Annotated in this window: 10 protein-coding genes, 1 tRNA gene and 1 pseudogene; 1 reads left to right on the top strand and 11 read right to left on the bottom strand. The window is 64.3% G+C overall.

Annotated elements, in window-relative coordinates; translation table 11 throughout:
• Window positions 1–7: 7 nt before the first annotated feature.
• The 9 genes from lon to AC0GNO_RS00020 all read right to left on the bottom strand — a co-directional run bounded on the left by lon (window position 8) and on the right by AC0GNO_RS00020 (window position 12,308).
• Window positions 8–2,440 carry an endopeptidase La gene (gene lon / locus AC0GNO_RS00060; protein WP_472902471.1) on the bottom strand — a complete coding sequence of 811 codons (2,433 nt, stop codon included), beginning with the start codon at window positions 2,438–2,440 and terminating at the stop codon, window positions 8–10.
• Window positions 2,441–2,539: 99 nt separating this feature from the next.
• Window positions 2,540–3,805 carry an ATP-dependent Clp protease ATP-binding subunit ClpX gene (gene clpX / locus AC0GNO_RS00055; RefSeq protein WP_305360375.1) on the bottom strand — a complete coding sequence of 422 codons (1,266 nt, stop codon included), beginning with the start codon at window positions 3,803–3,805 and terminating at the stop codon, window positions 2,540–2,542.
• A 165-nt stretch (window positions 3,806–3,970) separates the two neighbouring features.
• Window positions 3,971–4,591 (bottom strand): ATP-dependent Clp endopeptidase proteolytic subunit ClpP, encoded by a 621-nt coding sequence (gene clpP / locus AC0GNO_RS00050; RefSeq protein ID WP_305360374.1) that lies wholly within the window; start codon window positions 4,589–4,591, stop codon window positions 3,971–3,973.
• A 228-nt stretch (window positions 4,592–4,819) separates the two neighbouring features.
• Entirely contained in the window at window positions 4,820–6,130 is a 1,311-nt protein-coding gene (gene tig, locus AC0GNO_RS00045) for a trigger factor (protein ID WP_472889455.1), read from the bottom strand.
• A gap of 71 nt (window positions 6,131–6,201) precedes the next feature.
• A tRNA-Leu gene (locus AC0GNO_RS00040) sits at window positions 6,202–6,288 on the bottom strand.
• Window positions 6,289–6,360: 72 nt separating this feature from the next.
• Entirely contained in the window at window positions 6,361–7,047 is a 687-nt protein-coding gene (locus AC0GNO_RS00035) for an aspartate/glutamate racemase family protein (protein ID WP_472902470.1), read from the bottom strand.
• Window positions 7,044–9,620 carry a TRAP transporter permease gene (locus AC0GNO_RS00030; RefSeq protein ID WP_472902469.1) on the bottom strand — a complete coding sequence of 859 codons (2,577 nt, stop codon included), beginning with the start codon at window positions 9,618–9,620 and terminating at the stop codon, window positions 7,044–7,046. Before AC0GNO_RS00030 ends, AC0GNO_RS00035 begins: the two co-directional genes overlap by 4 nt.
• A 107-nt stretch (window positions 9,621–9,727) precedes the next feature.
• Window positions 9,728–10,714 (bottom strand): TAXI family TRAP transporter solute-binding subunit, encoded by a 987-nt coding sequence (locus AC0GNO_RS00025; protein WP_472902468.1) that lies wholly within the window; start codon window positions 10,712–10,714, stop codon window positions 9,728–9,730.
• A 247-nt stretch (window positions 10,715–10,961) separates the two neighbouring features.
• Window positions 10,962–12,308: an aspartate aminotransferase family protein gene (locus tag AC0GNO_RS00020; protein WP_472889451.1), complete on the bottom strand. Its 1,347-nt coding sequence runs from the start codon at window positions 12,306–12,308 to the stop codon at window positions 10,962–10,964.
• Window positions 12,309–12,465: 157 nt separating this feature from the next.
• Here AC0GNO_RS00020 and AC0GNO_RS00015 point away from each other — a divergent pair, with 157 nt between their 5' ends.
• A complete protein-coding gene (locus tag AC0GNO_RS00015; protein WP_472902467.1) occupies window positions 12,466–13,725 on the top strand; it encodes a D-amino acid dehydrogenase in 1,260 nt (419 codons plus the stop codon).
• A gap of 54 nt (window positions 13,726–13,779) precedes the next feature.
• Here the strand turns inward: AC0GNO_RS00015 and AC0GNO_RS00010 are convergent, their stop codons facing one another.
• Together AC0GNO_RS00010 and AC0GNO_RS00005 are read right to left on the bottom strand one after the other, a co-directional pair.
• Complete coding sequence (locus tag AC0GNO_RS00010; RefSeq protein WP_472889449.1) at window positions 13,780–14,679, bottom strand: LysR family transcriptional regulator; 900 nt, start codon at window positions 14,677–14,679, stop codon at window positions 13,780–13,782.
• 332 nt (window positions 14,680–15,011) lie between these two features.
• A pseudogene (locus AC0GNO_RS00005) lies at window positions 15,012–16,101 on the bottom strand (transposase); the annotation flags it as partial.

Genomic DNA, 16,101 nt, shown 5'->3' with positions numbered 1-16,101 from the left:
TTTTGACTCAATGTTTCACGGCATCGGGTGCGGGTGCCGCCGGGCGCACGGACGCTGCGGCCACCTGCGCAGCGACCTCTTCGTCGGTCAGCGGAACCGGCTGGCGCTCCAGCGCAATGGCCAGCACCTTGTCGATCCATTTGACCGGTACGATCTCCAGACCCTGCTTCACATTGTCGGGAATCTCGGCCAGATCCTTCACGTTTTCTTCGGGAATGATCACGGTCTTGATGCCGCCACGCAAAGCCGCCAGGAGCTTTTCCTTCAAGCCACCAATCGCGGTGACTTCACCACGCAAGGTGATCTCTCCGGTCATGGCCACGTCGGCCCGCACCGGGATGCCCGTGAGCGAGGACACCAGCGCCGTGGTCATGGCCGCACCGGCGCTCGGTCCATCCTTGGGCGTGGCGCCATCGGGCACGTGGATGTGGATGTCGCGCTTGTCGAACTGTTCGTCCTTGATGCCGAGTGACCGGGCACGGCTGCGCACCACCGTGCGAGCCGCTTCCACCGACTCCTTCATCACGTCACCCAGCGAACCGGTGCGGGTGATGATGCCCTTGCCCGGCATGATGGCCACTTCGATCGTCAGCAGATCGCCACCCACCTCGGTCCAGGCCAGACCCACCACCTGGCCGACCTGGTTCTGCGCTTCGGCGCGGCCGTAGCTGTACTTGCGCACACCCAGGAATTCGCTGAGGTTTTCAGCATCGACCACCACGGTCGGCGTGTACTTCTTGAGCAGCAGGCCCTTGACCACCTTGCGGCAGATCTTGGAGAGCTCACGCTCCAGCGAACGCACACCGGCTTCGCGGGTGTAGTAGCGCACGATGTCGCGCACCGCGTCGTCCTTCACCTCCATCTCGCCTTCGCGGATGCCGTTGTTCTTCAGCTGTTTCGGCAACAGGTAGCGGATCGCGATATTGGTCTTCTCCTCTTCGGTGTAACCCGAGAGGCGGATCACTTCCATCCGGTCCAGCAGGGCTGGCGGGATGTTCATCGAGTTCGAGGTGGCGACGAACATCACGTCGGACAGGTCGAAATCGACCTCGACGTAGTGGTCACCAAAGGTGTGGTTCTGCTCCGGATCCAGCACCTCCAGCAAGGCGCTCGACGGATCCCCGCGGAAATCGGTGCCCAGCTTGTCGATCTCATCGAGCAGGAACAACGGGTTGCGCGTGCCGATCTTCGAGAGGCTTTGCAGCACCTTGCCCGGCATGGCGCCGATGTAGGTGCGGCGGTGACCGCGGATTTCTGCCTCGTCGCGCATGCCTCCCAAGGCCATGCGAACATATTTGCGGCCCGTGGCCTTGGCCACCGACTGGCCGAGCGAGGTTTTGCCCACACCGGGTGGGCCGACCAGGCACAGGATCGGCGCCTTGACCTTGTCCACGCGCTGCTGGACCGCAAGGTATTCGAGGATGCGGTCCTTGACCTTGTCGAGACCGTAATGGTCTTCGTTGAGTACGGCTTCGGCGTGTGCCAGGTCGTGTTTGATCTTGGTCTTCTTGCTCCAGGGCAGGGCCACCAGGGCATCGATGTAGTTGCGCACCACGGTGGCCTCGGCAGACATGGGCGACATCAGCTTGAGCTTCTTGAACTCGGCGTCGGCCTTCTTGCGCGCCTCGGCGGGCATCTTGGCGGCCTTGATCTTCTTCTCGATCTCTTCGATGTCGGCGCCCTCTTCGCCTTCGCCCAGCTCCTTCTGGATCGCCTTGACCTGCTCGTTCAGGTAGAAGTCACGCTGGTTCTTCTCCATCTGGCGCTTCACCCGGCCACGGATCTTCTTGTCGACATTGAGGATGTCGACCTCGCGTTCGAGCTGCTCAAACAGGTTTTCCAGGCGCTTGTTGACCGGGTCCAGATCGAGCACGACCTGCTTGGACTCCAGCTTCAGCGGCAAGTGGGCTGCAATGGTGTCGGCCAGACGACCGGGGTCGTCAATGCTGGAGATCGAGGTCAGGATTTCCGACGGGATCTTCTTGTTCAGTTTGACGTACTGGTCAAACTGCTGCATCACGGCACGGCGCAGCGCCTCGAGTTCGGTCGACAGGATGTCGGCACGCTCAACCGCCGGGTCCACCGGGTGGACGCTGGCGACAAAGTGGGTCTCACCGTCGGTGATCGACAAAACTTTTGCACGCTGAACCCCCTCCACCAGCACCTTCACGGTGCCGTCGGGCAGTTTCAGCATCTGCAGGATGGTGGCGATGCAACCCATTTCGAACATGTCCTCCGTGGAGGGCTCGTCCTTGGCGGCGGCTTTCTGGGCCACCAGCATGATGCGCCGCTCCGCTTCCATGGCGGACTCCAGCGCCTTGATGCTTTTCGGGCGCCCCACAAACAGCGGGATCACCATGTGCGGGAAGACCACCACGTCGCGCAAGGGCAGCAGTGGCAGGTCAACCGGCGTGCTGGGCAAAGGGGTTTGTCCGGACATTTCTCAACCTCAACAAAAGGGTCATGGGCAGATGCGGGCGGTCGACACCGGGCGCATCATCAACTTGGCATGCACTCACTCACGCATGCCCGCTACCGTTCAGGCCTGTTTGGCCGCTTCGCGGTAGACCAGCAGGGGAGGCTTGTTCTCTTCAATGGTGGACTCGTCCACCACGACTTTCTCCACGTTGCTCATGCCTGGCAGATCGAACATGGTGTCGATCAGCGCGTTTTCCAGTATCGAGCGCAGGCCGCGCGCGCCGGTCTTGCGCGCCAGTGCCTTGCGCGCGATGGCTTTGAGGGCGGCGGGGCGGACTTCCAGCTCCGCGCCTTCCATGGACAGCAGCCGCGAAAACTGCTTGACCACGGCGTTCTTGGGTTCGGTCAGGATTTCGACCAGCGCATCCTCACTGAGCTCCGACAGCGCGGCAATCACCGGCACGCGGCCCACCAGTTCGGGAATCAGGCCGAACTTGATCAGGTCTTCGGGTTCGATTTCCTTGAAGGCGTCGGTCAGGCTGCGCTGCTTCTTGCTCTTGACCACCGCGCTGAACCCCATGCCCGAGGCTTCGGTGCGGTTTTCGATGATTTTTTCCAGCCCGGCGAAGGCGCCACCGCAGATGAACAGGATGTTGGTCGTGTCGACCTGCAGGAAATCCTGGTTCGGATGCTTGCGGCCACCCTGGGGCGGCACCGAGGCCATGGTGCCTTCAATCAACTTGAGCAGGGCCTGCTGCACACCCTCACCCGACACGTCACGCGTGATGGACGGGTTGTCCGACTTGCGGGTGATCTTGTCGATCTCGTCGATGTAGACGATGCCCTGTTGGGCACGTTCGACGTCGTAGTTGCAACTTTGCAGCAGCTTGGCGACGATGTTCTCCACGTCTTCGCCCACATAGCCGGCTTCGGTCAGCGTGGTGGCGTCCGCCATGACAAACGGCACGTTGAGCATGCGCGCCATGGTCTGGGCCAGCAAGGTCTTTCCCGAACCCGTGGGACCGATCAGCAGGATGTTGCTCTTGGCCAGTTCCACCTCGTCCTTGCGTGCTGTCTGTTTGTGGCGCAGGCGTTTGTAGTGGTTGTAGACCGCCACCGCCAAAGCCCGCTTGGCCCCTTCCTGACCGATCACGTAGCTGTCGAGATTGCCCTTCAGGTCGGCAGGCGTAGGCACGTCATCGCCCGACGCCTTGACCGATTCCAGTCCCGGCAACTCGTCGCGGATGATGTCGTTGCACAGCTCGATGCACTCATCGCAGATGAACACCGAGGGCCCGGCGATCAGCTTCTTGACCTCGTGCTGGCTCTTGCCACAAAACGAGCAGTAGAGCGCTTTTTCACCGGAGGCGGCTTTTTTGTCGGCCATGAGATTTGGGGTTCAGAAAGACAGAGAGATGCAACGGGAACAATGATAGTTCAAGGCTGCAATGTGACAAATGCCGGAAAAGCGCCTCTTTGGGCACGGATCAGGCGGTTTGGAGGAGACACTGGACCGATGGGAACCTCGACGGCACCATGCAGTCCATCGGCATCAGGCTGCGATAGCCCCACGCTTTTCGATCACCTTGTCGATCAGGCCGTATTCGGCCGATTCGGCGGCCGACATGTAGTAGTCGCGTTCCGTGTCGCGTGCAATGCGCTCCAGCGGCTGGCCGGTGCGTTCGGCCAAGATCTTGTTCAGCTGCTCGCGGGTCTTGAGGATTTCTCGGGCCTGGATCTCGATCTCGGTCGCCTGACCGCGGCTTCCACCAGACGGCTGGTGAATCATGATCTTGGAGTTGGGTAGCGAGAACCGCTTGCCCTTGGTTCCTGCGGCCAACAGGAAAGCACCCATACTGGCAGCGAAGCCACAGCACAGTGTGGACACGTCGGGCTTGATGAAGTTCATCGTGTCGAAGATCGCCATGCCGGCGCTCACCGAACCGCCGGGCGAGTTGATGTAGAACGAAATGTCCTTGTCAGGGTTTTCACTTTCCAGGAACAGCAGCTGCGCGACGACCAGATTGGCCGAATGGTCATTGACCTCACCCACCAGGAAGATCACGCGCTCCTTGAGCAGGCGCGAATAGATGTCGTAGGCGCGCTCGCCGCGGCCCGAGGTCTCGATCACCATGGGCACCATGCCCAAGCCCTGAATGTCCATTGCGCTCATGCGTTTCTCCATGTGTTGATGCATAACATGCCACTACTGTAACCAACCTGCCAAAGCCGCCACACGGTCGCGGCTTTGGCCGAGGTATGCATATGGCGTGCCTGTTGAAAAAGGCAAGCGTCGGGGAACAAAAAAAGGGCGGATTGCTCCGCCCTTTCCAGTCCTGACGTGACCGCGGATCCCGACCGGTGCCGCAAGCGACCCGACCGCTGACCCGCTGTGGGCCAATCAGGCCTGACCCATCAGCTCATCGAAGCTGATCGACTTTTGATTGATCTTGGCCTTGGACAGCACGAATTCGGTCACGTTGTTCTCGATCACGATGGCTTCCACTTCGGCCATGCGGCGGTTGTCGCCGGTGTACCAGCGCACCACTTCAGCCGGCTTTTCGTAAGAAGCAGCGAGCTCGTCGATGTGTGCCTTGATCTGCTCGGACGTGGCGTGCAACTCGTTGGCACGCACCAGCTCCGCCACCACCAGACCCAGGCGCACACGGCGCTCGGCCTGGGGACGGAACAGGTCGTCGGGGATCGGCGCCTTGTCGGCGTCTTTCACTCCGCGCTGCTTCAGGTCGGCGCGGGCGCCTTCGACCAGTCGGTCCAGTTCGGCCTGCACCACCGACTTCGGCAGGTCCAGTTCGGCTTTGGCGGCCAGGGCATCCATGGCAGCCTGCTTGTTGCGGGCCTGCAGGCGGTGTTTGACTTCGCGCTCCAGGTTTTTCTTGATGTCGGCGCGCAGGCCTTCGACCGTGCCTTCGGCGATGCCGAGCGACTTGGCCAGGGCCTCGTCCACATCGGGCAGGTGAGCGGCTTCAATCTTGTTCACGGTGACCAGGAAGTCGGCGGTCTTGCCGGCCACGTCCTTGCCGTGGTAGTCCTCGGGGAATGCCAGGGGGAACGTCTTGGACTCGCCCGACTTCATGCCGCGCACGGCGTCTTCAAATTCCTTGAGCATCTGGCCATCGCCGACGATGAACTGGAAGCCTTCGGCCTTGCCACCTTCAAAAGCCTCGCCGTCGATCTTGCCGGCGAAGTCGATGGTGACGCGGTCGCCGTCGGCGGCGGCCTGGTCCTGCGCGCGTTGCGCAAAGGTGCGGCGCTGCTTGCGCAGGATGTCCAGCGTGCGGTCGATGGCAGCATCGTCCACTTCGGCCGAAATCTTCTCCACTTCAGCGGTGGACAGGTCTTCGATCTTCACTTCGGGGTACACCTCGAAGACGGCGTCAAAAGCCAGCTGGCCTTCGGGCGACTCTTCCTTTTCGGTGATCTTGGGCTGACCGGCGACGCGCAGCTTGGCTTCGTTGGCGGCGGTGGCAAAGGCCTCGCCCACCTTGTCGTTCATGACCTCGTAGTGCACCGAATAACCATAGCGCTGGGCCACCACGTTCATGGGGACCTTGCCAGGACGGAAGCCGTCCATCTTGACATCGCGGGCCAGGCGCTTGAGGCGCTTGGACACTTCGCTCTGGATCACTTCGGCCGGCAGTGTCAGCGTGATCTTGCGCTCGAGCTTTTCCAGGGTTTCAACGGTCACGGTCATGGCATTCTCCAAAAGGATGTCGGTCAACCAGCCACTCTGGCCAACCGGAAAAAATCTGTTCGTCTGAGAGGTGGTGCGCGGGGGGGGACTCGAACCCCCACACCATTGCTGGCGTCAGGACCTAAACCTGGTGCGTCTACCAATTTCGCCACCCGCGCGCCTGACACTCGGGCAAGTCGCAGCAGCGGATGAAGGCTGTGAGACTTGGAACCCCGCTTTTCGGCAACCTTCTATTGTAGCGGTTGGTTGCCCTCGCCTTTCACCGGTTGCCCATTGATGCCCAGTCGTTGCCGCAGCGCGCGCACCGCGCTGCCGGGCGTGGTCAGCACCGGCAGACCCAGCGCCTGTTGCACCGCAGCCTGCGCACGCGCCATGCTGAACTGCGCCAGGGCAATCACGGTGCAGCCTTGTCGGGCCAGCGCCTCGGCCGCCTGCACCACACCGGCGTCGTGGGCAGCCGTGTCGCCCCGGTCCAAAGACTCCATCGCACCTGCAGCGAGCTCGGCGCGCAGGTCCGTGCCGGGCGGGAACTCGGGAGGCATGGACGCCAGCGTCGGCGCAAACGAAGCGATCAGCCCGACCCGACCGCCCAGCGCCACCGCTTCGGCCACCATGGCCTCGTTGGGCTTGAGCACCGGCATGTGCGGCCGGCGCAGCGCCACCGCTTCGATGCAGGGCCCGAATGCCGAGCAGGTGAACAGGATGGCCTGCGCGCCCGTGCCTTCGGCGTAGGCGGCGAGCGACTCGAAACGCTGGTGCATCGCTGCGTCCAGTCCCTGCCCGCTGTGGGCCAGGTCGGCCGACAGGCTGTCGTCCAGCAAGTTCATGCGCACCGCCTCAGGCCAGACGTTCTGCAGCTCGTCGTTGATCGGCGCTACCGAATGCGCCAGCGCGTGGATGAGCGCGATGCGCGTCACGCCGGCAGGCCCTCGCGAGGCCGGCGGGCACGTTGCAGCCCCATCACCAGCAGCAACAAGGCCAGTGCGGGCAGGTACAGCCACTCTTTGGCCGGACGTTCGGCCGGCACTTCGGCCGACACGATGCGGAAACCCTGCTCCATGCCCAGCTTTTCAGCCGGGCTGCCAAACTTCACGGCAGCAATCAGCAGTTCGTCGCCCTGCGCCATCACGGTCAATCCCGCGCTGGCCATGCGTTCGCGGGCGGTGCCGGGTTCGCCCAGGGGCAGCAGCACGCCTTTGCGGATGTCATCGCCGTTCATGTTCATGCCTTCGATCCAGATCCGCTTGCCCGAGCCGGCAGGGGCTTGTTCGATGAGCGATGTCATCTGGGCCGCGGGCACCTCGTCAAACGGCGGGTACAGCATGTCCCACCAGAACCCGGGCCGGAACAAGGTGAAGGTGATCAGCAACAAGGCCAGGGTTTCGTACCAGCGCGACTTCACGAGGAAAAAGCCTTGCGTGGCCGCGGCAAACACCAGCATGGCCACCGTGGCGCTGACCACGGTGAGGATCAGGTGCAGGGGGCCGGACAGCCCGATCAACAGCAACTGGGTGTTGAAGATGAACAGGAACGGCAGGATGGCCGTGCGCATGCTGTAGTAGAAGGCGGTGATGCCGGTCTTGATGGGGTCGGCGCGCGCAATCGCCGCCGCGGCAAACGAGGCCAGACCCACCGGCGGCGTCACGTCGGCCATGAGGCCGAAATAGAAAACGAACATGTGCACTGCGATCAGGGGCACGATCAGGCCACTCTGCGCGCCCAGCTCCACCACCACCGGCGCCATCAGCGTGGACACCACGATGTAGTTGGCCGTGGTCGGCAGCCCCATGCCCAGGATCAGGCTGATGAGCGCCACCAGCACCAGCATGAGCATGAGGTTGCCGCCCGAGAGCAGCTCCACCAGTTCGGTCATGACCAGACCGACACCGGTGAGCGACACCGTGCCCACGATGATGCCGGCCGCCGCGGTGGCCACGCCGATGCCGATCATGTTGCGCGCACCCGTGGCCAGACCATCCACCAGGTCGGCAAAACCCTGCCGGGTGGCAGCGCCCAGGCCACCGTGCCCGCGAAACGCCGCGATGATCGGCTTCTGCGTGACCATGACGAAGATCATGAAGAGCGTGGCCCAGAAGGCGGACAGGCCTGGCGACATCTGCTCGACCATCAGGCACCAGATCAGCACCACCACCGCCAGCAGGTAGTGCAGGCCGGACTTCACGGTGGGCCCGGTTTCGGGCAGTTCGAACACGGGCGCGTTCGGGTCGTCCAGCTCCAGGGCGGGCTGTCTGGCGCCAAACCAGAGCAGGCCGACATAGCTGGCGAGCAGACCGGCACCGACCACCCAGATGGCGGCATCGCCCATGGCGGTCTTGATCCAGCCAATGCCCCAGTACACCGCGCCGGAGAGCACGATGAAACCGGCCACGGTCATGGCAAACGACATCAGCCGCTGGCCGGCCGTGGCCGTGCCGCGGCGCGGCAGGCCGACCATGTTGGCCTTGAGGGCCTCCAGGTGCACGATGTAGAGCAGTGCGATGTAGGAGATGATGGCCGGCAGGAAGGCGTGCTTCATCACCTCGATGTAGGGAATGCCGACGTACTCCACCATCAGGAAGGCGGCCGCGCCCATCACCGGCGGCATGATCTGGCCGTTCACCGAGCTCGACACCTCGACTGCGCCTGCCTGGTCGGGTCGGTAGCCGACCCGCTTCATGAGCGGGATGGTGAAGGTGCCGGTGGTCACCACGTTGGCGATCGACGAGCCGGAAATGATGCCGGTGGCCGCCGAAGACAGCACCGCCGCCTTGGCCGGACCACCGCGCATGTGGCCCAGCAGCGCAAAGGCTGATTTGATGAAGTAGTTGCCGGCACCCGCCTTGTCGAGCAGCGAGCCAAACAGCACGAACAGGAAAATGAAACCGCTGGACACACCCAGCGCAACACCGAACACGCCTTCGGTGGTCAGCCACTGGTGGCTCATGGCACGGTTGAGCGAGAAGCCGCGGTGGGCAATCATGTCGGGCATGTACGGCCCGCCAAAGGTGTAGCCCAGAAACACCAGCGCCACGATCACCATGGGCAGGCCCAGCACGCGCCGGGTCGCTTCAAGCAGCAACACGATACCGACCGCGCCGGTGTAGACGTCCATCGGTGTCGGCTGGCCGGGCCGGGTGGCCAGTTCCTTGTAGAACAGGAACAGGTAGGCAGCACAGAAGGTGCCGACCAGGGCGAAAACCCAGTCCGTGACCGGCACATAGGCGCGCGGCGAGCGCCTGAACGCCGGGTACGCCATGTACGACAGGAACACCGCAAAGGCGAGGTGGATGGCGCGGGTTTCGGTGTCGTTGAACACCAGAATGCCCAGACTGAACGGCAGCGGCGAGGCGATCCAGAGCTGGAACAACGACCAGGCCAGCGCGACGGCCAGCAGCATGCGGCGCATCCAGGGACCGGGTTCGCGACCGCCGGTGTCGTTGTCGGCAACCAGCTGGTTGACGTCGACTTCGGGTGCGGTGTGGGTTTTCATGCAGATCGGTGTGTTGTGGTTTTGAAGAGAGACCAACAAAAAAGCCCTGACGAGTCAGAGCTTTTTTGCGGCGTCAGTCCGGCAGGACCTCGGCAGTCAGCCGGACCTTACATCCAGCCTTTTTCTTTGTAGTACTTCACGGCACCGGGGTGCAGCGGGGCCGACAGGCCATCCTTGATCATGTTCTTGGGATCGAGGCCCACGAAAGCCGGGTGCAGTTTCTTGAACTCGTCGAAGTTCTCGAACACGGCCTTGACCAGCTCGTACACCGCCGTGTCAGGGACTTTGGCCGAGGTCACGAACGAAGCCAGCACGCCGTAGGTGGGGGTGGGGTTCGGGTGTCCGGCGTACAAACCGCCGGGGATGTTGACCTTGGCGTAGTAGCTGTTGGCCGCCACCAGCTTGTCCACGGCCGGGCCGGTCATGGGCACCAGCCTGGCGCCGCAGGTGGTGATCGGGTCCTGGATGTTGGCGCTGGGGTGCCCCACGCCGTAGAAGAAGCCATCGATCTTGTTGTCGCACAGGGCCGCTCCGTGTTCGTCGGCCTTGAGCTCGGCGGCCAGACCGAAGTCGCTGATCTTGCCGCCGCTGCTGGCCAGGTATTCGTCCATGGCGGCGCGCGTGCCCGAGCCAGGGTTGCCGACGTTGAAACGTTTGCCCTTCAGATCGTCAAACTTGGTGATGTTGGCTTCCTTGCGGGACAACACGGTGAAGGGTTCGGGGTGGATGGAAAACACCGCGCGCAGGTCGGTGTGCTTGCCGTCCTTCTCGAACTGTTTGGCGCCATTGAAGGCGTTGTACTGCACGTCCGACTGTGAGACGCCGAAATCCAACTCGCCGGCCTTGATGGTGTTGATGTTCACCACCGAACCGCCGGTGGACTCAACCGAGCAGCGGAAGCCGTGCTTGGCGCGGTCCTTGTTGACCAGACGGCAGATGGCACCACCCGCGGCGTAGTACACGCCGGTCACGCCACCGGTGCCGATGGTCATGAATTTCTGCTGCGCCTGAACGGGGGCCAGAGGGGCCGACAGCGCCAGCACGGCGGCAGCAAGCGAGAGGCGGGAAGCGGTGGTTTTCAGGGAAATGGTCATGCGGACTCCTTGTGATTGAACGTGATGGTCATGGAACCCTTGTGAGGTCAGGCCAGTGAGGGGACAACGGCAACGCCAGCGGGTGACCCGCTCAGCGCGCAACAGGGGCATGCAGGCGGGTCTGCTGCAAAACGCCATGCTAACCCGCAACAACAAAGGGTCAGACCGGGTTTCACCTTGGTTTTCATATCTGTAATGATTCAGCAAGAAAACTTATACATCAAGCCAGCTCTGCAGGAAAGACCCCTCAGGCTGTCGCGGCAATGGCCCGGTCCACGCTGACCCGCAGACGCTTCACGATCTGGGACAGTTCGGCCTCACTGGCGATGAAGGGTGGGGCCAGCAGCACGTGGTCACCGCAACGCCCGTCCACCGTGCCGCCCATGGGGTAGACCATCAGACCCTCGGCCATGGCTTCGCTTTTGATGCGCGCGTGCAGGCGCCGCGCCGGGTGAAACCACTGTTTCGTGCCGCGATCGAGCACCAGCTCGATGCCCCAGAAGAGGCCGCGCCCGCGGATGTCGCCCACGTGCGGATGATCCCCAAAGGCGTCCAGCAACAGGGTTTGCAGCGCTTGCCCGCGTGACTTCACCTGGTCCAGCAGGCCATCGCGCTGGATCACGCGCTGCACCGCCAACGCGGCTGCGCAGGCCACCGCATGGCCCAGGTAGGTGTGGCCATGCTGAAACAGGCCACTGCCTTGACGGAACGCGTCCACCAGCCGGCCCTGCGCCAGCACCGCGCCGATCGGCTGGTAGCCGCCGCCCAGGCCTTTGGCAATGGTCAGCAGGTCGGGCACCACGCCTTCCTGCTCGCAGGCGTGCAGCGTGCCGCTGCGGCCCATGCCGCACATCACTTCGTCGAGGATGAGCAGGATGCCGTGGCGGTCGCACAGCTCGCGAACGCCCTTGAAATACCCCGGGACCGGTGTCAGCACACCAGCCGTCGCGCCACCAATGGTTTCGGCGACGAAGGCCATGACGTTCTCGCCGCCGAGGCGATCGATCGCCTCGGACAGCTCGGTCACGAGCCGCTGGCCATACTGCTCCGGCGTCTCGCCATCGCGGCGGTCCCGGTATTCGTAGCACGGTGCAACATGGGTCACATCGATCAACAGCGGCTTGAACTGCTCACGCCGCCAGGCGTTGCCCCCCACGGCCAGCGCGCCCAGCGTGTTGCCGTGGTAGCTCTGGCGCCGGGCGATGAAATGCTGGCGCTGTGGCTGCCCGATCTCAACGAAATACTGCCGAGCCATCTTCAGCGCGGCCTCGACCGCCTCGGAACCACCGCTGACGAAATAGACATGGCTCATGCCGGCGGGCGCGGTGTGAATGAGCAGGTCGGCCAGTTCCTCGGCCACGGTGGTGGTGAAAAAACTGGTGTGGGCGTAGGCGAGCTGGTCGATTTGCCGGTGCATGGCCGCGATCACATCGGGATGACCATGACCCAGGCACGACACGGCGGCACCGCCCGAGGCGTCGAGGTAGACGCGGCCGTTCTGGTCGGTGATGGAAATGCCCTGGCCGCTGACGGCGACGGGCAAGGCGTGGTGCAACTGGCGGTGGAAAACGCGGGATGTCGGGGCGGTGGACATGCGGGCTCTTTTGCGGGTGGTGAAAACGTCCGCAGTGTAGGCAGTGAAGCACCGATTCGGAAAATGCCTTTTTGAACAGGCCCCATGAATTTGCGGCATGGATGGCACCGCGATCGGCATTTTTCAGCGCTGCAGGCCTTGGCTACATTCGGTGTGCATGAACCACTCGACAGAAAAGCCCCTGCAGGTCTGCGTGCTCGGCGCGGGCATCATCGGCCTGGCCACGGCCTGGCAACTCCAGCGCGCCGGGCACACCGTCACGGTGGTCGACCGCGCCCGGACCGGCGCAGGAGCCAGCGCCGCCAACGGCGCGCAACTGAGTTACGCCTACGTACAGCCACTGGCCGACCCCGGTATCTGGCAACAGTTGCCCCGGCTCCTGCTGGCCAGCGACTCGCCGCTGAAGCTGCGCCTGATGCCCGATCTTCACCAATGGGCGTGGGGCCTGCAGTTCCTGGCCGCGTGCCGCGCCAGCGTTTCACAGCGCACCACCGTCAGCCTGCTCGCGCTGGCGGCCGAAAGCCGGCAGGGCTTCGACCACATGATGGCCGAGGAGCGCATCGCATGCGACTTCTCCGCCACCGGCAAGCTGGTGCTCTACCCCGATGAGGCGGCCTTTGCCGGCGCGCGCCGGCAGATGGCACTGCAGCGCCCACTGGGCAGCGTGCAGCACGCGCTCTCACCCACTGACGCCGTGGCGGTGGAGCCTGCGCTGGCGGGCTACGCGCAGCGCTTCGCCGGCGCCATCCACACACCAGGCGAATGCGCAGCCGATTGCCACCAGGCCTGCCTGGCACTGGAGCGCCTGCTGCTGGCACGCGGTGTGCGCTTCGCGTTCGACACACCCGTCACACGCCTGCTGCGTTCGGGCGAACGGATCGTGGCCGCCGACACGCCGCGCGGCGCGATCGAGGCCGACGCGTTCGTGGTCGCGCTCGGCACGGGCTCGCACCCGCTGGCGCGCTCGCTGGGCCTGCGCGTGCCGGTCTACCCGCTCAAAGGCTACAGCCTGACGGTGGACGCCAACGATGCGCCAGGAGCCACACCGCGCGTGAGCGTGACCGACGCGGCGCGCAAGGTGGTGTTCGCGCGCCTCGGGCAGCGCCTGCGCGTGGCGGGCATGGCGGAACTGGTGGGCGAAAACACCGCCATCCCCGCCGACCGCATCGCCTCGCTGCTCGCCACCGCGCGCGATCTGTTTCCCGACGCCAGCCGCTACGAGGACCTGCAACCCTGGGCCGGCCTGCGACCCGCCACCCCCACCGGGTTGCCGGTGATCGGCCGTTTGCGCGGCGGGCCTGCCAACCTCTGGTTCAACACCGGCCACGGCGCCCTGGGTTTCACCCTGGCCTTCGGCAGCGCGCAGCGCATCGCCAGGCAACTGACCGGTTCGGCACACGCCGGGCCACCACACTGAGGGGCCACCCGGCGTTTGCTGAGCGGCTTCCGTGCGTGACCGGGCGCCACCCGCTCAGACGGTTTCCCGCAGCGCCTGCTGCATGCAGCGGGTGAAGGCGCGGATGGGCAGCGAGTTCGGTCGCGCCGTGGACCGCAAGGCATGAACCCGGGTCGGCAAGGCCGGCTCCAGCGCCAGCACGTCGACCTTGCTGCGGTCGGCCGAAGCGGCCGTGCAGCTCTCCACCATGGCCACGCCCACGCCGTGGTGCGCCAGCGCCAAGGCCACGTGGTAGGTCTGCACCGTCATCACTTCCTGCAGCCCCGCGCCACTGTCGCGCACCGCATGCGCCAGCAGCTGGCCCAGCGGGTCCTGCCCATCGAGCGCGATGACCGGCAGTTTGGCGAGCTGGGCCAGCGTGATGGTGCCGGCCTTGAGCTGGCGCGCCGACAGCAAGCCCCTGGGCACCACACACACCACCTGCCGTTCGGCCAGTTGTTCCTGCGCCAGCGAGGGGTGGGAGACCGCGCTGAACACGTAGCCCACATCGGCTTCCTGCAAGGCCAGCGAGGCCACGATTTGCGGTGAATGCAGGGCCTCGTGGTGCACCATGACCTGGGGGTGTTTCTCGCGAAACAGCCGCATGGCCCGCGGGAACACCTCGTAGCTCAGCGCGAGCACGGTCAGCACGCGCAGCTCCCCCTGGCCGCGCCCGGCCTTGAGGCTGGCCGAGAGGCGCTGCACCTCGTCGAGCTGTGAAAACAGGCGTTCGATGTGCGGGTACAGGGTCTGCGCCTCCACCGTGGGTTTGAGCCGCCCGCCCACGCGCTGGAACAGCTGGAAGCCGAGCTGGATCTCGGCGTGTTGAAGTGTGCGGCTGACCGCCGGCTGCGTCACGTTGATCATGCGCGCGGCCGCGCTCACGCTGCCGGTGAGCATGACGGCATTGAAGACTTCGATGTGTCTGAGGCGCATGGGCGGTATTGTTCACCAGGTTGTTTCTCCGGCTGGAACGGTCATCGGCGGCCATGGGGCACGGCTCCGCTCATGTCCCCCGTGCCGGCTGCGCCGTCCCTCCGCCTTGACTTCGCTGCGCCATACCCCATGGCCGCCGATGACTTGGTGGCACGCCAACCGTTGGTGCGCCCTAGGAGTCTGCGCGGCAGAACGTCTCGCGGGCTGATTTGGGGGGCAACTGCGCGGTGCCTCGGGTGATTTGATCGTTCCTGTTGTTTGGCGTGGTCTGTGTGTCGGCCTTGTGCGGGTCAGAACGCTCCGTTTCGCGGCCCGAGATGCCCCGTTTTCCCTCAAGTGCCGCGCAAACTGCACATCCTTCTCAAGTTGAGTGCCAGACACACGAGCTTGAACTCGGCCTTGACCTTGTCCAGTCCCCGCAGACTGAACTGCCTGAACCCCAGCACGCTCTTGATCCACCCGTTGGGCGCCTCCACGATCCACTTCCTCTTGCGGTAGGCAGCCTTGCCTTCGGGTGTCTTCAACTTGGCATCCATCGCTGCGCTGTGCGGCTACTTCTGGGCGTCGATCTCAAGGTCCTGCTTGCCCTCGCGACCCAGCGCCACGATCAACTCGCTCGGACTGTCCTTAAGTCGCTCGAACACCGACTCGGACTGTCCTTAAGTCGCTCGAACACCGACTCCGATCGGAACCCCGCATCGGCCAGAACCTGCTTGGCGTCATCGCCCAGGGTGGCCTTCACTGCCGCCAGCAATACGGGCAGGCGATCGTTGTCGGCGGCGTTGTTGGTGAGCTCGGCCGCCACCACGATCTGCGCGGTCTCGTCCACCGCCGTGTGCGCGTTGTAGCTGTAGTCATAGCCACCACCGGCGCGCTTCATGATGCGGCTGTCCGTGTCGGTGAAGCTCTCCTGGGCGCTGTCCTTGGGAACGCCGAAGTCGCGCTTGTAGCGCCCGCCCTTGGGTTTGCCGTCCTTGTCCCGGGGTTTGCGCTGGTCGTCCTTGCTGCGTCCGCGCGCGGCATCGGCTTCTTGCTGGCGCTGCTCCAGCCGCAGCTTGGCCGCCGTGATGGCGGACAGGCGATCGGCCCGGCGCTTGATCTCGCTGGGGATGTCGATGTCGGGCTCGTTCTTCTCCAGATCGTCGGCCGCCTTCGCTCGGTTGAGCAGGCCGTCAATCTGGGCTTTGAGTTCGGCCTCGGCCTTGAGCATGCGCTCGTAGCTCATGGCCTTGTGACGGCTCGCATTGGCCTTGAGCTTGGTGCCGTCCACCGCCACGGTGCCCAGTTTGACCAATCCGCACTCGCGCGCCAGGCGAACGACCTGCACGAACAAGGCCGAGAGTTCTTGCAGGTGCAGTGCCCGAAAGTCCGACAGCGTGCGGTGCGCCGGGTAGTTCTCTGCCGCCAGCACACGCAGTGCCA

The organism is Hydrogenophaga sp. L310 (assembly GCF_055703065.1).
The sequence above is the reverse complement of the archived record's forward strand: the minus strand, read 5'-3'. Positions and strand labels throughout refer to the sequence as shown.